Genomic DNA, 21,217 nt, shown 5'->3' on the forward strand with positions numbered 1-21,217 from the left:
TGGGGCTCCTGGGGTGGGGGGTGCGGCTCGGTTCCGCCGGTGGGGCGTGCGTGCCCGGCGCGGGCCAATTCCGGGTGAACACCGGGTCACGAGTGTCCGATTGCGGCAGGATGCGGGCGCATGGATGCCGTACGGGTCGCTTTGTTGCGTGACGTGCTCGCCGGGACCGAGTGGCTGGGGGCCACCCGGCGGTTCGCGGGAGCGCTGCGGGGGTCCGTGGTGTCCTACGGCGGTGGACTGCTGCTCGTGGGGACGGCCGCGTACGAGCCCTGGCATCTCGCGGCGCATCTCGTGGACGAGGCGGCCTGGTCGGGTACGCCGGAGCTGTCCCCCACGCTGGTACGGCACTCCGCGCGCCCCTCGGATCCGGCGCATCTCGCGGTGGGGCTCGGCCGGTTGTCGGCGGCGCGGCGGGGCGAGACCCTGCTCGTGGTGGCGCCGGCCGCGCCGGGTGCCGCCCTGCTGGAGCGGGTGCACGACGCGCGGCGGGCCGGGGCGACGGTGCTCGCGCTGGACACCGGCGACCGGGAGCTGGACGCGCTGGCCCACGAGGCGCTGGCGGCGCCCGAGGAACCGGACGTCGATCTCGACACCGTGCAGCATCTGGTGAGCGCGGCCGTCGGGGAGAACGCGCTGCCGGTGCCGCGCGGGCGGCGGCGCTTCCGTGACCGCCTCTCCCGCCTCACCGACCAGCTGACCTCGCCGCCGCCGACCCACTGGTGACCCGGTTCCGCCCCGCCCACGGTCGTCCCTGATTCAACTAATGATCATCTCTGTGTGAGGGGAACGTGCGCACAGTGTGATTGAATCGTGCCACCTCGGCCAGGTGGCTGGAATTGACTCCTTGGACCGCCGACCGAGCCGGATCTCATGTGCGCCAGGGGAGGGCCCTACATGAACGCCACCGTCTCCAACTTCTATTACGGCGCCGCGACCCCGGTCGCGGCCTATCTGATGGCCTGCCTCGGGGCGGCGCTCGGACTGCGGTGCACGACCCGGTCACTGAGACGCCCGCACCGCAGAGCCGGGTGGTTGACCCTGGGGGCCATATCCATCGGCTGCGGCATCTGGACCATGCACTTCATCGCCATGATCGGCTTCAGCGTCCAGGGCGCCCTGGTCAGCTACGACACGACGAAGACCCTGCTCAGCCTCGCGGTCGCCATCGCCGTCGTCGCGGTCGGCGTGTTCCTCGTCGGCTACCGGGGCGGTTCCCCGCTCACGCTGGCGACGGCCGGCGCGGTCACCGGGCTCGGTGTCGCGGCGATGCACTATCTCGGCATGGCCGCCGTGCACACCAACGGCACGCTGCACTACGCCATCCCGACGGTCGTCCTGTCCGTCGTCATCGCCGTCGCGGCCGCCACGGTGGCGCTGTGGGTGGTGGTCTCCATCCACACGCTGTGGGCCAGCATCGGGGCGAGCATGGTCATGGGGGTGGCCGTGACCGGAATGCACTACACCGGCATGGCCTCGGTCTCCGTCCACCTCACGGGCCGGTCCGCCGTCTCACAGTCCTCCGCCGACCTGCTGTCGTTCCTGCTGGCCATGCTCGCGGGGCCGCTCGTCGTCCTGCTGGTCGCCGCCGTCATCGTGATGTTCGACCCCGACATGGTGCTCGGCGACGCCGGGGACGAGCGCACGCCGCCCGCACCGCGCGCGGGCGACGCCGGCACCCCCGCGCGGCACCGGACCCCGTACGCCGGGACCCCCTACGACGGGACCCCGTACGACGGCCGTCCCTCCACCCGCATGGAGCGGTGAAGGGACGGCCGGGGGATCAGGCGTCGGGCTCCCCGGACGGGGAGTCGTGCCAGCGCGGGTCGGTCTCCCACTCCGCGTTGCGCTCCCGGGCCGTCTCCATGGCCCGGGTGGCTTCCTCACGGGAGGCGTAGGGGCCCATACGGTCCTTGCCGGGGCAGTCGGGCCCCTCTTCGACCTTCTTGTGCTCCAGGCAGTAGAACCACTCACCGGGCTTACCGACCGTGCGCCGCTTGAACAGGGGCATGACCTTCAGTTCCCTTCACCAGTCGTCACCGTCATGGTCCCCCACGGCCGCTGGTTAAACTCGCTGGCATGTCTGGCCAGTCGCTGCTCGCACCGGGGAAGCTCTCCCCCGCCCGCCCCGTGCCGGGGAACATCCGCCGACCCGAGTACGTGGGCAAGCCCGCCCCGACTCCGTACACCGGGCCGGAGGTGCAGACGCCCGAGACGGTCGAGGCGATGCGGACCGCCGGCCGGATCGCGGCGCGGGCGATGGCCGAGGCGGCGAAGCACATCGCCCCCGGGGTGACCACGGACGAGCTGGACCGGGTCGCGCACGAGTACATGTGCGACCACGGTGCCTACCCGTCGACGCTCGGCTACCGCGGCTATCCCAAGTCGCTGTGCACCTCGGTCAACGAGGTCATCTGCCACGGCATCCCCGACTCGACCGTGCTGAACGACGGCGACATCGTCAACCTGGACGTGACGGCGTACATCGGCGGCGTCCACGGCGACAACAACGCCACGTACCTGGTCGGCGACGTGGACGAGGAGTCGAGGCTGCTCGTGGAGCGGACCCGGGAGTCGCTGACCCGCGCCATCAAGGCGGTCAGGCCGGGGCGGCAGATCAACATCATCGGGCGGGTCATCGAGTCGTACGCGAAGCGGTTCGGGTACGGGGTCGTGCGCGACTTCACGGGGCACGGGATCAACTCGTCGTTCCACTCCGGGCTGATCGTCCCGCACTACGACTCCCCGCACGCCACGACCGTGATCCAGACCGGGATGACGTTCACGATCGAGCCGATGCTGACGCTCGGGTCGTACGACTACGACATGTGGGACGACGGCTGGACCGTCGTGACCAAGGACCGGAAGCGGACCGCGCAGTTCGAGCACACGCTCGTGGTGACGGAGACCGGCGCGGAGATCCTCACGCTGCCGTAGCTCCGCCGCCCCCGTCTCACCACAGCCCGCCGTCGCCTCCGGCCGACGGCGGGTTTTCCGTTGCGCGGATTCCCTGTGGGACTTGTGCGGATCCGGGGTAACGTTTTTACCGACAGGGAGTCGGGAACCTGTTGACTTAGGTAAGCCTAACCATAGAAAATGACCGCAGGTTCTCGTCCATCCCTCGTATCGGCCCGGAGGCCTTCATGCACGCGATGCCCGCGTCGGACAGTGACGCCACGGCGTTCTCCACGCTCATCCGCACCGCTTCGCACGAGCAGCACACCGAGGCGGAGTCCACGACGTTCATGGGCGACATGCTGGGCGGCAAACTCGGCGTCGAGGCGTACACGCGGTACACCGAGCAGCTGTGGTTCGTGTACGAGGCGCTGGAGGGCGCCGCGCCGGGGCTGGCCGATGACCCGGTCGCCGGGCCGTTCATCCGGCCCGAGCTGATGCGGCTGCCCGCGCTGGAGCGGGACCTGGAGCATCTGCGCGGCCCCGGCTGGCGGTCCACGCTCACGGCGCTCCCGGCGACCGAGGAGTACGCGGGGCGGGTGGCCGAGTGCGCGCGTACGTGGGCCGGGGGTTATGTGGCCCACCACTACACGCGGTATCTCGGGGACCTCTCGGGCGGGCAGATCATCCGGGACCGGGCGGAGAAGACGTGGGGGTTCGCCAAGAAGGGCGACGGGGTCCGGTTCTACGTGTTCGAGGAGATCGGCAACCCGGCCGCGTTCAAGCGGGGGTACCGGGAGCTGCTGGACGGGGTGCGGGCCGACGAGCTGGAGAAGCAGCGGATCGTGGGTGAGTGCAAGCGGGCGTTCGCGCTCAACACCGCGGTGTTTCTTGCCCTGGGGGACGAGTTTCCCTTGAGTGCGTAGGCGCTGCGCTTGCTTGGCCGTGGGGGTCGGGGGCGCTTGGGTCGTGGGCTCGGTGCGGGTGGGTGGGGGCTGGTCGCGCAGTTCCCCGCGCCCCTTAGAAGCAGGGGGCACCCCCTGCTTCGGCAAGCTCCCTAGCGCTCCAGGAAAACTCGTCCGCCAACCTCCACCCAGCCGTGTGGCTGCGGGGCCGTCAGGAGTTGGGAGCCGGTGCCCTGGGTGATGTTCAGGGCGCGGCCCAGTCGGGCGGTGAGCTGGAGGGCCGCCGCGCCGGTGGCCTCGTCCTCGTCGATGCCGTCGTCGCGGCCGGGGAAGGCGCGGGCGCGGACCCGGCCGGCGGCCTCGTCCTCCCAGGCCCAGGCGTAGATCCACTCGCCGGGCGGGGGCACGCGCAGGTCGTCGATCTCGGCGGCGGTGCCGTACTGGCGGAAGGTGCGGGGCGGGGCCCACTCCGGCAGGGCCTCGATCCAGCTGAACTCCCCGTCCAGCCGGGCCCCGACCACACCGGCCGGGGTGACCAGTTCGGGTACGTCGAGCAGCCAGGCCGCGCCCACACACGGGTAACCGGCGAACGGCAGCCGCCGCGAGGGGGTGTAGATGTCGATGACACCGCGCTCGGGGTCGTCCACGAACACGGTCTCGCTGAAGCCGAGTTTGGCGGCGAACTCCTGGCGCTCGACGCGGTCGGGCATGACGGAGCCCTCGCGGACGACGCCCAGTTCGTTGCCGTATCCGCCACGGGGCCCGCAGAACACGCGCAGTACGTCGAAGTCGGTCACCCCCGCATTCAAGCATCCACCGGCCCCGGGTCGTACCAGGTCACCGCAGTGCGGGACGGCGACCGGGCCGGGCCGATCCCACCCATGAGAGGACCAAGTGACCGTACTGGACAAGCCGGTCGGGCCGGAGAGGTCCGGCGGGCCCGCGGGGGCCGGCGGGTCACGGGCCCCCGTCCCCTCCGCCGCGACCGCTCCCGCCCGGCGGCGCGCCCCTCTCCTGCTCACCGCCGGCCTCGTCGCCGCCCTGCTCGTCCTGGTCCCGGTCGCCGGTGGGCTCGGGGCCTATCCGATCCCGACCGGGGACGTGATCGCCTCGGTGGCGCACCGGATCGGGCTCGGCGGGGCGGAGCTGGAGCGCGTCCCCGAGTCGGTGCTGTGGAACGTACGGTTCCCGCGGGTCGTGCTGGCGCTGCTGATCGGGGCGTCGCTCGGGTGCGCGGGGGCGCTGATGCAGGGCGTGTTCGGGAACCCGCTGGCGGAGCCGAGTGTCATCGGGGTCTCGCTGGGCGCGGCGGTGGGCGCGGTCGCCACGATCGCGTTCGGGATCACCTTCCTCGGGAACTGGACGGTCTCCGTCTTCGCGTTCGTCGCCGGTCTCGTCACCGTGTTCGTCGTGTACGCGATGTCGCGGTCGGGCGGGCGTACGGAGGTCGTGACGCTGATCCTCACCGGGATCGCGGTGAACGCGTTCGCGGGCGCCACCATCGGGCTGTTCATCTTCCTGGCGGAGGACACCGCGGCCGTCAACCAGATCACGTTCTGGCAGCTGGGCTCGCTCGCGCAGTCGACATGGCCGAAGGTGCTGGCCGTGCTGCCGTGCGCGGCGCTCGGGCTGGCCGTGGCGCCCTTCTACGCGCGGAAGCTGGACCTGCTCGCGCTGGGCGAACGGCCGGCGCGGCATCTCGGGGTGGACGTGGAGCGGCTGCGGATCGTGCTGATCCTGGTGGTCGCGCTGCTGACCGCCGCCGCCGTGAGCGTGTCAGGGGTCATCGGGTTCGTGGGGCTGGTCGTCCCGCATCTGCTGCGGATGGCGGCGGGGCCCGGGCACCGGTTCCTGATCCCGGGCAGCGCGCTCGCCGGTGCGGTCGTGCTGCTGGCCGCGGATCTCGCGGCCCGCACGATCGTCCAGCCCGCCGAGCTTCCCCTCGGTGTCCTCACCGCCCTGATCGGCAGCCCGTTCTTCTTCTGGCTGCTGCGCAGGACCCGTCGCAAGCAGGGAGGCTGGGCATGACGACGTCCAGGAGCGGCATCACGAGCGGCATGGCGTCGCTGCGGGCGCTTCTCCGGGGGCGCCTCACCTCGGGTGCCCCCACTCCCCCGGCCCCGGCCGCCGCCGGTGACGTCCTCGCCGAGGCGGAGGACGTGACCGTACGGCTCGGCGGCCGGGAGGTGCTGCGCGCGGTCCGCGTCGTGGCCCGCGCGGGCGAGGTGCTCGCGCTCGTCGGGCCCAACGGCGCGGGCAAGTCGACGCTGCTGGGCGCGCTGGCGGCCGATCTGCCGGTGGCCGGCGGGGTCGTACGGGTGCACGGGCGGCCGGTGGGCGAGTGGTCGGCGGCCGAACTGGCGCTGCGGCGGGCGGTGTTGCCGCAGTCGGCGGCGCTGTCGTTCCCGTTCACCGTGGAGGAGGTCGTCCGGATGGGGCGGGCGCCCTGGGCGCGGCGGCCCGAGACGGACGACGCGGACGACTGCGACGACACGGTCGTGGCGGAGGCGATGGCGGTCACCGAGGTCACCGGGTTCGCGGCCCGGCCGTTCTCCGCGCTGAGCGGCGGTGAGCGGGCCCGGGTGGCGCTGGCGCGGGTGCTGGCGCAGCGGGCGCCGCTGCTGATGCTGGACGAGCCGACGGCCGCGCTGGACCTCCGGCATCAGGAGCTGGTGCTGCGGGTGTGCCGGGAGCGGGCGCGGGCCGGGGACGCGGTGGTCGTCGTGCTGCACGATCTGGGGCTCGCGGCGGCGTACGCGGACCGGGTGGCGGTGCTGCGGGACGGGCGGATCGCGGCGGACGGGCGGCCGGCCGAGGTGTTCGAGGAGGAGCTGCTGTCGGAGGTGTACCGGCAGCCGGTCGAGGTGTTCCCGCACCCCCGGACCGGCGGTGTCCTGATCACACCGAAACGGGGGTAAGGGGCTTCTTGACCGTGGAATGGGGCTCTTGACCCGCTCTTGACCGGACTATGGGGGCTGTTTTGAGCCACCGTGACCGGGCTGTGCTCGTACGGCTCCGGGGAGCGGGCTTCACTGGGAGGACAGCGATCGGTGAGGTAAGCCTTACATAACCAGGGCTCGCCTCGCCTTCTCTGTGCGTCCCCTGTGTACTCCCTTGGAGCCGAAATGCGCCCCCTCAGTCGCCCCTTCAGACTCTCCGCCGTCACCGCCGCCACGACCGTGGCGGCCCTGACCGCGCTCACCGGTTGCACCGAGAAGAGCGGCGGCGGCGCGGACGGGGCGATCGCGGTGACCGCGACCGACACCACCTGCGAGGTGTCGAAGAAGGAGTTCCCGGCGGGGCACGTCGAGCTGGACATCGAGAACAAGGGCTCCAAGGTCACCGAGGTCTATCTCCTCTTCCCGGACGACCGGGTGGTCACCGAGCGCGAGAACATCGGCCCCGGCACCAGGCAGAAGGTCACCGCCGAGGTGAAGGAGGGCGACTACCGGATCGCCTGCAAGCCGGGGATGAAGGGCGACGGCATCCGGCAGGACGTCACCGCCACCGGCTCCGGCAAGATCGCCGAGCGGGACCCCCGGCTCGACGAGGCCGTGGCCTCGTACCGCAAGTACGCGCAGGAGCAGGCCGACGAGACCGTCCCGCTGGCGAAGGTGTTCGCCGAGGCCGTCAAGGACGGGGACGTCGAGGCCGCGAAGAAGGCGTACGCGCCCTCCCGGATCGGCTGGGAGCGCACCGAGCCGGTCGCCGAGTCCTTCGGGGACATCGACCCCAAGGTGGACGTCCGCGAGGACGGTCTGGAGGAGGGCCAGGACCCGGAGAAGGACTGGACGGGCTGGCACCGCCTGGAGCGTTCGCTCTGGCAGGACGGCAAGCTCACCGACCGGGACTCCGCGCTGGCCGACCAGCTGGTGACCGACCTGGAGGACTGGCAGAAGCGGGTCGGCAAGGCCGAGATCACCCCGACCTCCATGGCCAACGGCGCCAAGGAACTCCTCGACGAGGTCGCCACCGGCAAGGTCACCGGCGAGGAGGAGCGCTACTCGCACACCGACCTCGTCGACTTCAAAGCGAACGTCGAGGGCGCCGAGAAGTCGTACGCGCTGCTGAAGTCCGTCGCCGCCGAGAACGACCCGGAGCTGACGAAGGAACTCGACCAGCAGTTCGCGGCCCTGAACACGCTGCTCGACAAGTACCGCGAGGACAAGACGGGTTACGACTTCGTCTCCTACGACAAGGTCGGCAAGGCGGACCGCAAGGAGCTGTCGGACGCGGTGAACGCGCTGGCCGAGCCGTTGTCGCGGCTCGCGGCAGCGGTGGTGAAGTGACGATGGCCCCCGAGGACCCCTCCTCCGAGGCCCCCGGCACCCGTGCCCCCTCCCGGCGGGCGCTGATCGGCTGGGGCGGGGCCGGGCTCGCACTCGGTGCCGCCGCGGCCGGTGGCGCGGTGGCGGTGGCCCGTACCGGCGACGACCGCGCCGCCCCGGACGCGGGCGCCGCGATCGCCTTCCACGGCGCCCACCAGGCCGGGATCGCCACGCCCGTGCAGGACCGGCTGCACTTCGCCGCGTTCGACGTGGAGACCGACGACCGGGCCGAGTTCGTGGCGATGCTGAAGGAGTGGACGGCCGCCGCGCGCCGGATGACCGCCGGGAAGGCGGTCGGTGACGGTGGGTACGGCGGGCTGCCGGAGGCCCCGCCGGACGACACCGGCGAGGCACTGGGGCTGAAGCCGTCCCGGCTGACGCTGACGGTCGGCTTCGGACCGGCGCTGTTCGACCGGTTCGGGCTGGCCGGGCGGCTGCCCGAGGCGCTGGTGGACCTCCCGCGGTTCGCCGGCGACAACCTGGACAAGGCCCGCAGCGGCGGCGACCTCTGCGTCCAGGCCTGCGCCGACGATCCGCAGGTCGCCGTGCACGCCGTCCGCAACCTCGCCCGCATCGGCTTCGGCAAGGTGTCGGTGCGCTGGTCGCAGCTCGGCTTCGGCAAGACCTCCTCGACGACGCCCGAGGCGCAGACCCCGCGCAACCTCATGGGGTTCAAGGACGGCACCCGCAACATCGCGGGCACGGAGACGGACCGGCTGAAGAGGTTCGTGTGGGTCGGCGAGAAGGACGTCGACGCGAACGCGGCCTGGATGAAGGGCGGTTCGTACCTCGTCGCCCGGCGCATCCGGATGCACATCGAGCCCTGGGACCGGACCTCGCTGCGGGAGCAGGAGGACATCTTCGGCCGGGACAAGGGCGAGGGCGCGCCGGTGGGCAGGGCGAAGGAGCGGGACGAGCCGTTCCTGAAGGCGATGCTGCCGGACGCGCACGTACGGCTCGCGCACCCCGACTCCAACCACGGCGCGACGCTGCTGCGGCGCGGCTACTCCTTCACCGACGGCACAGACGGGCTGGGCCGCCTCGACGCGGGCCTGTTCTTCCTCGCCTACCAGCGCGATGTGCGCACCGGGTTCATCCCGGTCCAGCGCAATCTGGCCACGGACGCGCTCAACGAGTACATCCAGCACGTGGGTTCGGCGGTCTTCGCCGTCCCGCCGGGCGTCCGGGACGCGGACGACTGGTGGGGCCGGGCGCTGTTCACCGGACCGTCGACGAAGGACTGAGGCCGTGTTCGCGAACTATCTGATCGGGCTGCGCGAGGGCCTGGAGGCGAGCCTGGTCGTCTGCATCCTCATCGCCTATCTGGTGAAGACGGACCGCCGGGACGCCCTGAGGCCCGTCTGGGCCGGCATCGGCGTCGCCGTCGGGCTGGCGCTCGCCTTCGGCTGTGTCCTCGAATTCGGCTCCCAGGAGCTGACGTTCAAGGCGCAGGAGGCGCTCGGCGGCTCCCTGTCGATCATCGCGGTGGCTCTGGTGACCTGGATGGTCTTCTGGATGCGGCGCACCGCCCGCCATCTCAAGGCCGACCTGCACGGCAAGCTGGACGCGGCCCTGCGGATGGGCACGGGCGCGCTGGTGGCGACCGCGTTCCTCGCGGTGGGCCGGGAGGGCCTGGAGACCTCGCTGTTCGTGTGGACGTCCGTACGGGCGTCGGGCGACGGCACCGAGGGGCCGCTGGCCGGGGTCCTGCTGGGCCTGGCGACGGCGGTGGTGCTCGGCTGGCTGTTCTACCGGGGCGCGCTGCGCATCAACCTCGCCCGGTTCTTCACCTGGACCGGCGGCATGCTGGTCGTGGTCGCCGCGGGCGTGCTCGCGTACGGCTTCCACGACCTCCAGGAGGCCGACTTCCTGCCCGGCCTCACCGACAAGGCGTTCGACATCACCGGGACGATCCCGCCGGACAGCTGGTACGGCACCCTGTTGAAGGGCGTGTTCAACTTCCAGCCCGACCCGACGGTCCTCCAAGTCACGGTCTGGCTCTTGTATCTGGTCCCGACGCTCGCGCTGTTCCTCGCCCCGGTAGGGTTCGCCTCCGGGAAGGGGAAGGTGAAGATTCCTGATGAGCAGGGGCAGGGTGCGCGGGGTCCGGAGTCCACGAAGGCTCCGTGAGGGACGCGGGGTTCGTGAGGTTCGTACGACTCGTACGGCTCGTACGCTGGTGACCACGGCGGTGGCCGCGCTGTCGCTGACGGTGAGCGGGTGTGTCGTGGTCCGCGGCGACCTGGAGGTCGTCCCCGCGGCGACCCCGGGTGAGGCGGCGCGGGCGCTGGAGGACTTCACCGCCGCGTACAACAAGGCGGACAAGGCGTACGACCCGTCCCAGGACGCCTCCCGGGTCACCGGCGCGCTCGCCGACATCGACGGCGGCAAGCTCCGCTCGGGCGCGAAGCTCACCCCGGGCGGCAACCCCAACCATGTGGCGCTGAAGCTGTCCGACGTCCGGTACACGATCCCGGAGAAGGCGGCCTGGCCGCGCTGGTTCGTGGCCGACGCCACCGCCAACAAGGGCAACGCGACGGACCGTTGGCTGTTCGTCTTCACCCGGGACGGGCTGACCGATCTGTGGGAGGTGTCCTTCCTCACGGTCGTGCCCGCCGACGACATGCCCGAGTTCCAGAAGGACGCGGACGGCCACGCGCAGGTCGTCCAGCCCGACGACGCGCAGCTCTCCGTCGAGCCCGCGCAGCTGCCCGACCGGTACGTCACCTATCTCAAGGAGGACAGCGCCCTCTTCGCGGACGGCCCGTACACCTCCGAGGAGCGTTCCCGGCGCCAGAAGAACGCGGCGAAGCCGGGGCTGGCGCGGCAGTACATCGACGAGGCCCTCACCAACGGCGACTACGCGCCGGTCGGTCTGCGCACCACGGACGGGGGCGCGCTGGTCTTCTTCACCACCCGCACCTACCAGAAGCAGACCGCCGCGCCGGGCGTGAGCATCCCCGTCAGGGACGCGGCCGTACGGGCGCTGATGACGGGCGAGCCCAAGGAGTCCCTGACCCTGGAGTTCGTGAACAACCAGGCGGTCCTCGATCCGGCGAAGACCGAGTCGGACCAGCAGGTGAAGGTCCTGAGCCAGGTGGGCGGGCTCACGGGGGCCAAGGGCGAGTGACGCGGGGCGGGTGAGGCGGGGCGGGTGACCGCCGGTGGCCCTGGGGCGTCAGCCCCGGGAGGGCCAGGCCGTGCCCGCGTGGTCCGACTGCTCGCCCACATGGCGGGAGCAGGCGTCGGTGAGGATCTCCAGCAGGCTCAGCGGGTCCGGCAGCGGGTGTTCCGGGCCGCGTACCCAGTGGACCGTGAGATCACCGGGGAGCCGGGCCGGCGGGACGAGGACGTAGGACCCCCGGCAGTGCCAGCGCAGGCCCGGGTGCTCGTCCATGGTCTCCGGATGGCAGTCCAGCTCGCAGGGCCACCACTCGTCCTCGTCCTCGGGAGTGCCCCGGGTGAGGGTGAAGAAGAGCAGCCGTCCCTCGCCGGACTCGGACTCGGACTCCGCGACGGGCCCCACCTCGATCCCGGCGGCGAGCAGCCGCTCCAGGGCCTCGCTGCCGGCGGCGAAGGGTACGTCCAGCACGTCGTGGACCATGCCGGTCGCGGTGATGAAGTTGGCCCCGGGCTGGTGCCGGGCCCAGCGCTCGATCTGGGCGCGGTCGGTGGTGGACTGCGTCTGCCAGGCGAAGGACACCGGGTGCCGGGCCGGGGTGGGACAGCCCACGCGGTCGCAGGAACACCGGTAGCCCGAGGGGTGCGCGGCGGGCGCGAGCGGGAGTCCGGCGGCGGCCGCGGCGAGCAGCAGCTCCTCACGGCCGGTGTCGTCGGCGGCCCCGTCGAGCGGGCGGCCGGTACGACGGGCACGCAGCCACTCGGAGATCCTGCCCTGCCGACCGCTCCGGCCGCCGAACGTCGCGCTCATCTATCGCCTCGCCTCGCTGTGGTGCGGACAGCATGCTTCATCGTCGCACCATCCTGCGCCGAGGGTGGCCGGAGCCCCCATCCGGGGTAGGTGGGGCGATGCCGGGGTGCGGACAGCGATGGTGTGCTATGGCGCGCTTTGGCGGGATTTAGGGGCCGGTCGCGGGTACCGCCCGGACGCCCTTTGGGCGCCACTTGGTCGGATTGATCACACTCGGGCGGGGAGTTGACAGGGCTCAGCGGGGTGCGAGGCCGTACAGGGCGTACTCAACGAGGGTGTCCGTGTAGTCGTACGAGATGGGGCCCGTGTGCTGCAGCCAGCGCTGGGCGAGCGGGGAGACGAAGAGCTCCAGGGCGATACGCGGGTCGATCTCGGCGCGTACGGCCCCCCGCTCCTGGGCCGCGCGCAGCCGCTTCACATACAGCTGGAGCTGGGGTTCGAGCAGTTTGCCGACGAACTCGACACCGAGCTCGCGGTTGACCACGCCCTCGGCGGCCAGGGCGCGCGAGGGGACTTCGAACCGGGGGTCGAGGAGTTCGTCGACGGTGGCGCGCAGGACCGCCTTGAGGTCGGCTTCGAGGTCCCCGGTGTCCGGGATCTCGTACTCGGCCCCGTCCCCGATGACCTCGGGCCGGGCCGCGGCCTCCGCCGCCTGGGCGCTCAGGTCGATGAACGCCTCCAGCAGCACCTCTCCCTTGGAGGACCACCACCGGTAGATCGTCTGCTTGCCGACACCGGCGCGGGCCGCGATGCCCTCGATGGTCGTCTTCTGGTACCCGACCTCGCCGACGAGGGCGAGGGCGGCGTCGTAGATGGCGCGGCGCGACTTCTCGCTGCGCCGGGCGGAATCAGGGGCGGTCTTGTTGGCCATGCCCCGAATTTATCAGGTTGACAAGACGGTGCGTCTCGCCACACAGTGGAGGAGTCTTACGAGACGAACCGTATCGTCGCAGTGAAGGGGAGTGTCATGACCCGAGGTGGAGCAGGGAACATGCTGGGAGTCGGCGGCTCCCGTCGGAACCTGGGCCGCGACGCCCTGCGCGGCGGCCCCGCCGACCGCCGCGTCGGCGGCGGGCTCGACGCCCAGGCCCAGAAGCGGGAGCTGCTGCGCAGGTTCCAGGAGAAGCAGGCGCGCCGAGGCGAACAGGAGGAACGCCGGGGCGACCGCACAGCCGGTGACCGCGCGGCCGACGAGTCCTCGTGATCAGATGCGGCCCCGGGCCCGGACCACCCGGAGGGTGAGCCCGTCCGGGCTGGTCAGCCGTAGTACGGAGCGGTCGGGGTCGTCGGGCCACGAGGCCCGGCCCCGACCGTGCGCGTGCACCCGCGCGGCGACGGCGGTCGGGTCGTCCGCCCCGACCGTCAGCTCCCACCGCGGGGCCGCGGACCCGGTGGCGGCGGCGGTGAAGTCCGCGTGGGCGACGTCCGTGCCGGTCACCTCGCGGTAGAAGTCCCGGGCCCGGTCCGGCCGTTCACAGGTCAGGACCATGCGGTGCGGGGTGCCGGGAGAGCCCGGCGGGAACCGCCACCCGCCGAACCGGTAAGGCTGCCAGAGCGAGACGGCGGCCCCCACCGGATCGACCAGGGTGGCCAGACGGCCCTGGTCTCCCGCGTCGAAGGGCGGGACGACCAGCTCGGCCCCGCGCGCCACCGCCCTGTCCGTACGGCGGTCGAGGTCGTCGACCGCCAGGTAGTAGGCGATGTGGGCGGGGGTCCCGGGCGGGTAGACGGGCTGGGCAAGGTCGCTCACCCCGCCGACCGGGTGCCCGTCCGCCGTGCTGATCTTCGTCGCCCGGCGCCAGTCGTCCTCGTCGACGGCACAGCGCCAGTCCAGGGCGGCGGCGAGGAAGGCCCCGGTGCCGGGCAGGTCGCGGGTCTTGATGTCCAGCCAGCAGAACCCGGTCGGGGCGGCGGGGCCGGCGGTCATCCGGTCAGCTCCAGCACCCCGACCGTCTGGTCGCCGCTGGTCTCCCCCGTCGTACGGAAGCCGAGGCCGAGGTAGAAGGCCTCCGGGCCGTCGGGCCCGGGGTGCCAGGTGACGAAGAGGCGGTCGCCGCCGCGGCGGCGGATCTCGGCGGCCACCGCCTCGACGGCGAACCGGCCGTAGCCCATCCCCTGCGCGTCCGCGGCGATGTTGAGCCGCCAGAGCCCGGAGCGGATGTCGGTGCCCGAGCCGTCGCCCTTCCAGTCGATGTCGAGGAAGGCCATCAGGAAGCCGACGGCCCGGTCACCGTCCAGGACGAGCCGGGGCCAGGCGACACCGGGGTGCACGTACGCCTCGGCCAGCGACTTCTCGACCGGCTCCACCAGGTGTTCCTGGTCGGGGCGGATGCGGACGCCGAGCGCGGCGTCGAGGTTGGCGGGGGTTATCTCGGCCAGCTGTGGGGTGGTGGACATGATCGACGAGTTAGCCGGAACGGGTGTGCGGGCCGCAAGTGATTTACGCGGCCTCGTCAGGCACGGTCCGGCTGCTCGTCAGGCCCGGTCCGGTGGTTCGTCAGGCACGGTCCGGCTGCTCGTCGTCCCCGGCCGGCGGCCAGGAATCGCCCCACTCCGCGTCGCGGGCCGCCCGGTAGAGGAGGCCGTGGCGCTTGGTGACGGTGGTGCGGCCGAGGGCGGGCTCGGTCTCGCAGAGGTCCAGCAGGACCTGGCCCTTGCGGATCTGCGGCTTGCGGACGATGCGGGCGGGGGCCGGGACCGGGGCGAAGCGGGTGGCGGCGACGTAGCTGAACTTCTCGTCCTCGTACGGCAGCGAGCCGCCCTTGACCCGGCGGTGCAGGGAGGAACGGCTGACCCGGGCCGAGAAGTGGCACCAGTCCTCGCCGGGGACGATGGGGCAGGCCGCGCTGTGCGGGCAGGGGGCGGCGATGTGGAACCCGGCGGCGATCAGCCGTTCGCGGGCCTCGATGACGCGGGCGTAGCCGTCGGGGGTGCCGGGCTCGATGATCACGACGGCCTGGGCGGCGGTCGCGGCGGCCTCGACGACGGCGGTGCGGTCGGCGGCGGTCAGCTCGCCGAGGACGTAGGAGACGGTGACCAGATCCGTGCTCTCGACGGTGAGCGCCGAGCCGATCCGGGCACGCCGCCACTCGGCGGCCGTCAGCTCCGGGTTCGCCGCGGCGATCTCCCGGCCGAGCGTCAGCGCCGGTTCCGCCCAGTCGAGCACCGTCACCGGACGGCTTCCGTCCCAGGTCGCGTGCACCGCCCAGGTCGCCGCGCCCGTGCCCCCGCCGACATCCACATGGTCCGCGGGCACCCACCCGGGCACCGCCGCCGCGAACGCCTCCAGCGCCGAGCACACCGCCTCGAACGTCGCCGGCATCCGGTACGCCGCGTACGCGACCACGTCCGACCGGTCCCGCAGCACCGGCGCGTCCGTCGGCGTCCGGCCCCGGTAGTTCGCGATCAGCCGCTCCACCGCCCGCGCGGCCGACTTCGGCGGCAGTCCGTCGAGGAGCCCGGCGAGCGCGCCACGGAGGGTGTCGGCGGAGGAGGCGGCGGCAGAGGTGGGGGCGTTCACGCGGCGATTCTACGAGGCCCCCGGGCACCTCTCGCCGTGCCTGCCCCCTCCCCCTCACGTCCGCCTCACATCCCCCGCACCGCCCGCGCCACCCGTGTCCCCGCCGCCGCCCGGGCCGCGTTGAGGGGGGCGCCCCGGCGGGGGTGGACGGCGTTGGTGAGGAGGACGAGGAAGGTGTCCGTGGCCCGGTCGAGGACCAGGGACGTGCCGGTGAAGCCGGTGTGGCCGGCCGCGCCCCGGCCCGCCAGCCCGCCCATGAACCAGGGCTGGTCGAGGGCGAAGCCGAGGCCCGGTGGGGTGAACATCAGCTCGACGAAGTCGGGGCCGAGGATGCGGGCGGGCCCGTAGGAGCCGCCGGCCAGCAGGGTGCGGCAGAAGACCGCCAGATCGCGGGCGGTCGAGAAGAGGCCCGCGTGACCGGCCGCGCCGCCGAGGGACCAGGCGTTCTCGTCGTGGACCTCGCCGCGCACCATGCCCCGGTCCGCCTTCGCCCAGGGCCGGCGCTGGTCCTCCGTCGCGGCGGCGGCCGGGCAGGGGCCGAAGGTCGTCGACACCATGCCGAGCGGGTGGGTGATGCCGTCGCGGATCAGGACGTCGAGGGTCCGGCCGGTGAGGCGTTCCAGGACGTGCTGGAGGAGCAGCAGGTTCAGGTCGGAGTAGAGGTGGGCCCCGCCCGGCGGTGTCGTCGGGGCCTCCGCGCGGAGCATCGCCAGCCGGGCGGCGGCGGACGGGCAGTCGTACAGCGGGAGTTCGGGGCGGAGCCCGGAGGTGTGGGTGAGGAGGTGGCGGACGGTGAGGCCGTGTGTGGCGGCGCCCGTGAAGTCGGGGAGGTACGCCGCCACCTTCGCGTCGATGCCGAGGGTGCCGCGTTCCAGTTGCTGGACGGCGGCCACGGCGGTGAACAGCTTGGTGAGGGAGGCCAGGTCGAACGGGGTGTGGGGGGTCGCCGGGACGCGGGCGTCCGGCGGCAGTTCCCGGCCCCGGCCGGCGCGTTCGTCGTAGGCCTCGTAGCGGACCGCCCAGCCGGCCGCCTCCTCGACGGCGACGACGGGGCCGCGCCCGGCGAGGACCACGGCGGCGGGGGCCCGGGGCGGGTCCCCCTCCGTCAGTGCGCGCACGTCCTCCACGAGGCGGCGCAGTTCCTCGGGGTCGAGTCCGGCCCGTTCCGGGGTGTCCGTGCGCAGTCTCGGCGCGCTCAGCTCTCCGCTCCCTCCGTCGTCGGGTCCGACGCCCTGCCCGCCGGCGCGTCCGCGGCCGGACCCTCCGGACCCTCCGGACCCTCCGGGCCCTCCGGATCCGCCGAAGTGCCCGTCGTCGTACGCCTGTTCCAAGGACGGCACAGTGCCACGAAGCAGGCCGCGGCCACCAGGGTCGCGGTCACCTGGACGACGGCCATGGGCACGGCCGTGTCCTCGCCCGCGACGCCGACCAGGGGGGACGCTATCGCGCCGATCAGGAAGGACGAGGTACCCAGCAGCGCCGACGCGGAACCCGCCGCGTGCCTGACCCGCATCAGGGCGAGGGCCTGGGTGTTGGGGAGGGTGACGCCCATGGCGGACATCAGCACGAACAGGGCCGCCGCCACCGGGGCGAGACCGACCTCGCCGAAGACGCCCAGGGACATCAGCAGCAGCGCGGTCGCGGAGACGGCGACGACCGCGAGGCCCACCGCGAAGACCTTGTCCAGGCTGACGCGGCCGACCAGGAGCTTGCCGTTGATCTGGCCGACGACGACGAGGCCGACGGAATTGACGCCGAAGAGCAGGCTGAACGTCTGCGGGGAGGCGCCGTAGATCTCCTGGATCACGAACGGGGAGGCGCTGATGTAGGCGAAGAGGGCGGCGAAGGCGAAGCCGCCGGCGAGCGTGTAGCCCATGAAGACCCGGTCGGTGAGCAGCCCGCGCATGGCGCCCAGGGTCTCGCCGATGCCGCCGGCGTGGCGTTCGGCGGGGTCGAGCGTCTCGGGGAGCCGCGCCCAGACGACAGCGAGGAGCGCGATGCCGATGCCCGTGAGGACGACGAAGACGCCCCGCCAGTCCGTGACCCGCAGGACCTGGCCGCCGATCAGCGGCGCGATGATCGGGGCCACCCCGGAGACCAGCATCAGGGTGGAGAAGAACCGGGCCATCGCGTCGCCGTCGTACAGGTCGCGGACCACGGCACGGGCGATCACGATCCCGGCCGAGCCGGCGAGGCCCTGCACCAGCCGGAAGGCGATGAGGGTCTCGACGGTGGGGGCGAGGGCGCAGAGCGCGGTGGCGACGATGTAGACGGCGAGGCCGAGGAGCAGCGGGCGGCGGCGGCCGAACCGGTCGCTCATCGGGCCGATCAGCAGCTGGCCGAGCGCCATGCCCGCGAGACAGGCCGTGAGGGTGAGCTGGACCGTGGTGGCGGGGACGCGCAGGGAGTCGGTGACGTCCGGCAGGGCCGGGAGGTACATGTCCATCGCGAGCGGCGGGGTCGCGGTGAGCCCGCCGAGGATGAGGGTGACGAGGAGACCGGTGCGGCGGAGTGCCGCGGGGTTCGCGGGCGGCGCCTGTGGCCGCGCGGCCTCCCCCGCGACCGTCGTGTCCGGCCCGGCCTGCGCCGAGCCCGGTATGTGCCCCTCGGGCATGTGCCCCTCCCTCTCCGTTCGGTCCGCCGCCTATGCTCTCAGCTCGTACGACGTGGGTGGGGTCACATTCCCGCCCCGGGGCCGAGGACAGGGGTGGCGATGCCGAACGACGGACGACCGGGCGACGGACGAGCGGGCGACGGACGGTCGAACGACGGCCGTGTGCGGTGGGGGATCCTGGCGACCGGCGGGATCGCCGCGGCCTTCACCGCCGACCTCGTCGACCTGCCGGACGCCGAGGTGGTGGCGGTGGCCTCGCGCACCGAGGCCTCGGCGAAGGCCTTCGCGGAACGGTTCGGGATACCGAGGGCGTACGGCGACTGGCGCGCGCTCGCCGAGGACACGGACGTGGACGTGGTGTACGTCGCCACTCCGCACTCGGCGCACCGGGTGGCCGCCGGGATGTGTCTGGAGGCGGGGCGGGCCGTGCTGTGCGAGAAGCCGTTCACGCTGAACGTGCGGGAGGCGGAGGAGTTGGTCGCGCTGTCCCGGGAGCGCGGGCGGTTCCTGATGGAGGCCATGTGGACGTACTGCAATCCGCTGGTGCGGCGGCTGACGGAGCTGGTGCGGGACGGCGCGATCGGTGAGGTGCGGACCGTGCAGGCCGACTTCGGGATCTCCGGGCCGTTCCCGCCCTCGCACCGGCTGCGGGATCCGGCGCAGGGCGGGGGCGCGCTGCTCGACCTCGGGGTGTACCCGGTGTCGTTCGCTCAACTGCTGCTCGGGGAGCCGTCGGACGTGACGGGGCGGGCGGTGCTCTCCGAGGAGGGCGTCGACCTCCAGACCGGCATGCTGCTGTCGTGGGAGAGCGGTGCCGTCGCCTCGCTGCACTGTTCCATCGTGGGCGGTACGGGCACGTCGGCCTCGGTGACCGGTTCCGAGGGCCGTATCGACGTTCCGTCCGGCTTCTTCTTCCCGGACCGGTTCGTCCTCCACCGTGACGGCCGTGACCCGCAGACCTTCGCCGCGGACCCGGCCGACGGGCCCCGCAACAGCTTCCGGCACGAGGCCGGGGAGGTCATGCGGGCCCTGCGCGCCGGCGAGACGGAGTCCCCGCTCGTCCCCCTCGACGGCACCCTCGCCGTGATGCGCACCCTGGACGCGATCCGGGACCGTATCGGGGTGCGCTATCCCGGCGAGGAGCGGCAGAACGAAGGTTCGTTCGCGTAGGACGGGCCGCCGGCAAAACGAAGGTTCGTTCGCGGCCCACCCCGCCTCCCTACGCCGGTGTGAGCCCCGGGCTGCCCGCCTCGACCGCGAAGGACGCCACCGTGGAGATGCCGGCCCCGGGGGTCGTCACGTACGGGACGGCCCTGAAGTCGGCGCGGGCGGCCTCGCGGTCGAGGGCGACGGTGAGGTATCCCCGGCGGCCGTGGTAAAAGCGCATGTGGGGGTTGGCGGTCATATAGGTGTCCCAGTTGGCGGGCCTGTCGGAGCCGTTGCCGCCGCTGCTGATCGAGGTGGCGACGAGTTCCGTGCCGACGGTGCGGGACGAGCGGTCGTCGAAGTCGCGTTTGATGTCGAAGGCGTAGCCGACGTGGACGTCGCCGGTGAGGACCATCAGGTTCTCGACGCCGGCGGCCTCCGCGCCCGCGAGGAGGCGTTCGCGGGAGGCGGTGTAGCCGTCCCAGGCGTCCATCGCCACCCGGTAGACGTCGCCGACGGCGTTGCGGCGCTGGGAGAAGGTGACCTGCTGGGGGACGACGTTCCAGACGGCGTCGGACCGGTCCCAGCCGTCGAGGAGCCAGCGTTCCTGTGTGGCCCCGGTCATCGTGCGGGCGGGATCGTGGGACTCCGGCCCGGGGATCTGCCAGCCGTCGCCCTGTGCCTGGTTGGAGCGGTACTGGCGGGTGTCGAGTATGTCGAACTGGGCCAGGCGGCCCCACCGGAAGCGGCGGTAGAGCTTCATGTCGGGGCCCTCGGGGCGCTGCGGGCGGCGCAGCGGCTGGTTCTCCCAGTACGCGCGGTAGGCGGCGGCGCGGCGCAGCAGGAACTCCTCGGAGGGCTCGCCGCCGTCGGGGTTGTCGCCCGCGTAGTTGTTCTCGGTCTCGTGGTCGTCCCAGGTGACGACGAAGGGGTGCGCGGCGTGGGCGGCCCGCTGGTCGGGGTCGGTCTTGTGGAGGGCGTAGCGCAGCCGGTAGTCCTCCAGGGTGACCGTCTCGTGGTTGAAGACGTCGGGCAGGACGCGGTCGGTGTAGTTGCGGGCGCCGCCCACCGAGTTGACGGCGTACTCGTACAGATAGTCCCCGAGGTGGAAGACGACATCGATGTCCTCGTCCGCGAGGTGCCGGTAGGCGGTGTAGTAGCCCTGTTCGTAGCGCTGGCAGGAGACCGCGGCGAAGGAGAGGCCGGTGGCGCCGGTCAGATGGCCGCGGCCGGGGGCGGTGCGGGTGCGGCCGGTCTCGCTGATCCAGGCGCCGGTGCGGAAGCGGTAGTGGTAGACGCGCCCGGGAGCGAGGTGGGCGACCTCGACGTGGACGGTGTGGTGGAACTCGGGGTGGGCGGTGGCGGTGCCACGTCTGACGATCCGCCGGAAGTTCTCGTCGTGGGCCAACTCCCAGTGGACGGCGACGCGTTCGGCGGGCAGTCCGCCGTCCGGCTGGTACGGGGCCGGGGCGAGCCGGGTCCACAGGAGCACGGAGCCGGGCAGCGGGTCGCCGGAGGCCACGCCGAGGGTGAACGGGTCCTCGGTGATGCGCCGAGCGTCGAGCGTGGCGGCGGCAGCGGCGCCGGCGGCCGGGAGGTTCGTCGCGAAGGCGAGCGCGGCGGCGGCGCCCGTGACGGTGAGGAAGCGACGGCGGTCGAAGTGCCGGGCGGCTGCGCGGAGTTCGGAGGCGTGCGACGAACGGGGCTGCGTCGGTCCGTGGGCTGCGCGTGTCATCTGGCCCTCTCCTGACGGTAGTTGTCGTAAGTCATTGGAGTGGCCAGGTTCGACGATCTTGTGTCACGTACACAACAGCCAGGTGGCGGACGTATGAGTTCCGGATGTTCCGACCGTTCCGGATGTTCCGGATGGCCCGTTTTCCC

22 protein-coding genes are annotated in these 21,217 nt (G+C 72.5%); 12 read left to right on the forward strand and 10 right to left on the reverse strand.

The window, feature by feature from the left end:
- The first annotated feature begins 120 nt into the window (after positions 1–120).
- Together J8M51_RS16975 and J8M51_RS16980 are read left to right on the forward strand one after the other, a co-directional pair.
- Positions 121–723: a hypothetical protein gene (locus J8M51_RS16975; protein ID WP_216589010.1), complete on the forward strand. Its 603-nt coding sequence runs from the start codon at positions 121–123 to the stop codon at positions 721–723.
- A gap of 171 nt (positions 724–894) precedes the next feature.
- Positions 895–1,764 (forward strand): MHYT domain-containing protein, encoded by an 870-nt coding sequence (locus J8M51_RS16980; protein ID WP_086764267.1) that lies wholly within the window; start codon positions 895–897, stop codon positions 1,762–1,764.
- A gap of 16 nt (positions 1,765–1,780) precedes the next feature.
- Here J8M51_RS16980 and J8M51_RS16985 read toward each other — a convergent pair whose 3' ends face one another.
- The gene (locus J8M51_RS16985) at positions 1,781–2,008 is read right to left on the reverse strand and encodes a hypothetical protein (RefSeq protein WP_086764269.1); all 228 of its coding nucleotides are present in this window, start codon (positions 2,006–2,008) and stop codon (positions 1,781–1,783) included.
- Between the two features lie 68 nt (positions 2,009–2,076).
- Between J8M51_RS16985 and map the strand changes: the two genes are divergently transcribed.
- Together map and J8M51_RS16995 are read left to right on the forward strand one after the other, a co-directional pair.
- The gene (gene map / locus J8M51_RS16990) at positions 2,077–2,934 is read left to right on the forward strand and encodes a type I methionyl aminopeptidase (protein WP_086764271.1); all 858 of its coding nucleotides are present in this window, start codon (positions 2,077–2,079) and stop codon (positions 2,932–2,934) included.
- Positions 2,935–3,140: 206 nt separating this feature from the next.
- Entirely contained in the window at positions 3,141–3,818 is a 678-nt protein-coding gene (locus J8M51_RS16995) for a biliverdin-producing heme oxygenase (RefSeq protein WP_086764273.1), read from the forward strand.
- A 131-nt stretch (positions 3,819–3,949) separates the two neighbouring features.
- Here the strand turns inward: J8M51_RS16995 and J8M51_RS17000 are convergent, their stop codons facing one another.
- Positions 3,950–4,594 (reverse strand): PhzF family phenazine biosynthesis protein, encoded by a 645-nt coding sequence (locus J8M51_RS17000; protein WP_216588982.1) that lies wholly within the window; start codon positions 4,592–4,594, stop codon positions 3,950–3,952.
- Between the two features lie 97 nt (positions 4,595–4,691).
- Here J8M51_RS17000 and J8M51_RS17005 point away from each other — a divergent pair, with 97 nt between their 5' ends.
- The 6 genes from J8M51_RS17005 (at position 4,692) to J8M51_RS17030 (ending at position 11,255) form a co-directional block, all read left to right on the forward strand.
- A complete protein-coding gene (locus J8M51_RS17005; RefSeq protein ID WP_398856215.1) occupies positions 4,692–5,825 on the forward strand; it encodes an iron chelate uptake ABC transporter family permease subunit in 1,134 nt (377 codons plus the stop codon).
- A 29-nt stretch (positions 5,826–5,854) separates the two neighbouring features.
- Positions 5,855–6,715 carry a heme ABC transporter ATP-binding protein gene (locus tag J8M51_RS17010; protein ID WP_267299303.1) on the forward strand — a complete coding sequence of 287 codons (861 nt, stop codon included), beginning with the start codon at positions 5,855–5,857 and terminating at the stop codon, positions 6,713–6,715.
- 207 nt (positions 6,716–6,922) lie between these two features.
- Positions 6,923–8,086, forward strand: a complete 1,164-nt coding sequence (efeO, locus tag J8M51_RS17015; RefSeq protein WP_267299254.1) for an iron uptake system protein EfeO — start codon at positions 6,923–6,925, stop codon at positions 8,084–8,086.
- A gap of 2 nt (positions 8,087–8,088) precedes the next feature.
- Positions 8,089–9,369: an iron uptake transporter deferrochelatase/peroxidase subunit gene (gene efeB / locus J8M51_RS17020; RefSeq protein WP_086763716.1), complete on the forward strand. Its 1,281-nt coding sequence runs from the start codon at positions 8,089–8,091 to the stop codon at positions 9,367–9,369.
- Positions 9,370–9,373: 4 nt separating this feature from the next.
- Positions 9,374–10,255 (forward strand): iron uptake transporter permease EfeU, encoded by an 882-nt coding sequence (efeU, locus tag J8M51_RS17025; RefSeq protein WP_086763714.1) that lies wholly within the window; start codon positions 9,374–9,376, stop codon positions 10,253–10,255.
- Positions 10,206–11,255: a hypothetical protein gene (locus J8M51_RS17030; protein WP_086763712.1), complete on the forward strand. Its 1,050-nt coding sequence runs from the start codon at positions 10,206–10,208 to the stop codon at positions 11,253–11,255. The genes efeU and J8M51_RS17030 overlap by 50 nt, the downstream gene beginning before the upstream one ends.
- A gap of 48 nt (positions 11,256–11,303) precedes the next feature.
- On the opposite strand, the gene J8M51_RS17035 is transcribed toward J8M51_RS17030, so the two are convergent.
- Together J8M51_RS17035 and J8M51_RS17040 are read right to left on the reverse strand one after the other, a co-directional pair.
- On the reverse strand, positions 11,304–12,056 hold the full coding sequence (locus tag J8M51_RS17035; protein ID WP_086763710.1) for a bifunctional DNA primase/polymerase: 753 nt from the start codon (positions 12,054–12,056) through the stop codon (positions 11,304–11,306).
- A gap of 235 nt (positions 12,057–12,291) precedes the next feature.
- Positions 12,292–12,927 (reverse strand): TetR/AcrR family transcriptional regulator, encoded by a 636-nt coding sequence (locus J8M51_RS17040; protein WP_086763708.1) that lies wholly within the window; start codon positions 12,925–12,927, stop codon positions 12,292–12,294.
- A gap of 96 nt (positions 12,928–13,023) precedes the next feature.
- Between J8M51_RS17040 and J8M51_RS17045 the strand changes: the two genes are divergently transcribed.
- Positions 13,024–13,260, forward strand: coding sequence for a DUF6243 family protein (locus tag J8M51_RS17045; protein WP_179203504.1), 237 nt, complete (start codon positions 13,024–13,026; stop codon positions 13,258–13,260).
- On the opposite strand, the gene J8M51_RS17050 is transcribed toward J8M51_RS17045, so the two are convergent.
- The 5 genes from J8M51_RS17050 to J8M51_RS17070 form a co-directional block, all read right to left on the reverse strand.
- Positions 13,261–13,983 carry a VOC family protein gene (locus J8M51_RS17050; protein ID WP_086763704.1) on the reverse strand — a complete coding sequence of 241 codons (723 nt, stop codon included), beginning with the start codon at positions 13,981–13,983 and terminating at the stop codon, positions 13,261–13,263.
- Positions 13,980–14,453 carry a GNAT family N-acetyltransferase gene (locus tag J8M51_RS17055; RefSeq protein ID WP_086763702.1) on the reverse strand — a complete coding sequence of 158 codons (474 nt, stop codon included), beginning with the start codon at positions 14,451–14,453 and terminating at the stop codon, positions 13,980–13,982. Before J8M51_RS17055 ends, J8M51_RS17050 begins: the two co-directional genes overlap by 4 nt.
- Positions 14,454–14,553: 100 nt before the next feature.
- A complete protein-coding gene (locus J8M51_RS17060; protein WP_086763700.1) occupies positions 14,554–15,576 on the reverse strand; it encodes a small ribosomal subunit Rsm22 family protein in 1,023 nt (340 codons plus the stop codon).
- A gap of 65 nt (positions 15,577–15,641) precedes the next feature.
- Positions 15,642–16,694: a serine hydrolase domain-containing protein gene (locus J8M51_RS17065; protein WP_267299255.1), complete on the reverse strand. Its 1,053-nt coding sequence runs from the start codon at positions 16,692–16,694 to the stop codon at positions 15,642–15,644.
- A 77-nt stretch (positions 16,695–16,771) separates the two neighbouring features.
- On the reverse strand, positions 16,772–18,190 hold the full coding sequence (locus J8M51_RS17070) for a multidrug effflux MFS transporter (RefSeq protein WP_256965287.1): 1,419 nt from the start codon (positions 18,188–18,190) through the stop codon (positions 16,772–16,774).
- A gap of 99 nt (positions 18,191–18,289) precedes the next feature.
- On the opposite strand from J8M51_RS17070, the gene J8M51_RS17075 reads away from it, so the two are divergent.
- The gene (locus J8M51_RS17075; RefSeq protein ID WP_256965285.1) at positions 18,290–19,360 is read left to right on the forward strand and encodes a Gfo/Idh/MocA family protein; all 1,071 of its coding nucleotides are present in this window, start codon (positions 18,290–18,292) and stop codon (positions 19,358–19,360) included.
- A gap of 49 nt (positions 19,361–19,409) precedes the next feature.
- Here J8M51_RS17075 and J8M51_RS17080 read toward each other — a convergent pair whose 3' ends face one another.
- Positions 19,410–21,071, reverse strand: coding sequence for an alkaline phosphatase D family protein (locus tag J8M51_RS17080; protein ID WP_086757852.1), 1,662 nt, complete (start codon positions 21,069–21,071; stop codon positions 19,410–19,412).
- Positions 21,072–21,217 lie beyond the last annotated feature (146 nt).

This window comes from Streptomyces griseiscabiei (genome assembly GCF_020010925.1).
Lineage (GTDB): Bacteria > Actinomycetota > Actinomycetes > Streptomycetales > Streptomycetaceae > Streptomyces > Streptomyces griseiscabiei.

Bases quoted from the DNA above. Each gene is read 5' to 3' on its own strand.
- J8M51_RS16975 (WP_216589010.1), top strand. From the start codon at position 121: ATGGATGCCGTACGGGTCGCTTTGTTGCGTGACGTGCTCGCCGGGACC.
- J8M51_RS16980 (WP_086764267.1), top strand. From the start codon at position 895: ATGAACGCCACCGTCTCCAACTTCTATTACGGCGCCGCGACCCCGGTC.
- J8M51_RS16985 (WP_086764269.1), bottom strand. From the start codon at position 2,008: ATGCCCCTGTTCAAGCGGCGCACGGTCGGTAAGCCCGGTGAGTGGTTC.
- map (WP_086764271.1), top strand. From the start codon at position 2,077: ATGTCTGGCCAGTCGCTGCTCGCACCGGGGAAGCTCTCCCCCGCCCGC.
- J8M51_RS16995 (WP_086764273.1), top strand. From the start codon at position 3,141: ATGCACGCGATGCCCGCGTCGGACAGTGACGCCACGGCGTTCTCCACG.
- J8M51_RS17010 (WP_267299303.1), top strand. From the start codon at position 5,855: ATGGCGTCGCTGCGGGCGCTTCTCCGGGGGCGCCTCACCTCGGGTGCC.
- efeO (WP_267299254.1), top strand. From the start codon at position 6,923: ATGCGCCCCCTCAGTCGCCCCTTCAGACTCTCCGCCGTCACCGCCGCC.
- efeB (WP_086763716.1), top strand. From the start codon at position 8,089: ATGGCCCCCGAGGACCCCTCCTCCGAGGCCCCCGGCACCCGTGCCCCC.
- J8M51_RS17030 (WP_086763712.1), top strand. From the start codon at position 10,206: ATGAGCAGGGGCAGGGTGCGCGGGGTCCGGAGTCCACGAAGGCTCCGT.
- J8M51_RS17035 (WP_086763710.1), bottom strand. From the start codon at position 12,056: ATGAGCGCGACGTTCGGCGGCCGGAGCGGTCGGCAGGGCAGGATCTCC.
- J8M51_RS17040 (WP_086763708.1), bottom strand. From the start codon at position 12,927: ATGGCCAACAAGACCGCCCCTGATTCCGCCCGGCGCAGCGAGAAGTCG.
- J8M51_RS17045 (WP_179203504.1), top strand. From the start codon at position 13,024: ATGACCCGAGGTGGAGCAGGGAACATGCTGGGAGTCGGCGGCTCCCGT.
- J8M51_RS17050 (WP_086763704.1), bottom strand. From the start codon at position 13,983: ATGACCGCCGGCCCCGCCGCCCCGACCGGGTTCTGCTGGCTGGACATC.
- J8M51_RS17055 (WP_086763702.1), bottom strand. From the start codon at position 14,453: ATGTCCACCACCCCACAGCTGGCCGAGATAACCCCCGCCAACCTCGAC.
- J8M51_RS17070 (WP_256965287.1), bottom strand. From the start codon at position 18,190: ATGCCCGAGGGGCACATACCGGGCTCGGCGCAGGCCGGGCCGGACACG.
- J8M51_RS17075 (WP_256965285.1), top strand. From the start codon at position 18,290: ATGCCGAACGACGGACGACCGGGCGACGGACGAGCGGGCGACGGACGG.
- J8M51_RS17080 (WP_086757852.1), bottom strand. From the start codon at position 21,071: ATGACACGCGCAGCCCACGGACCGACGCAGCCCCGTTCGTCGCACGCC.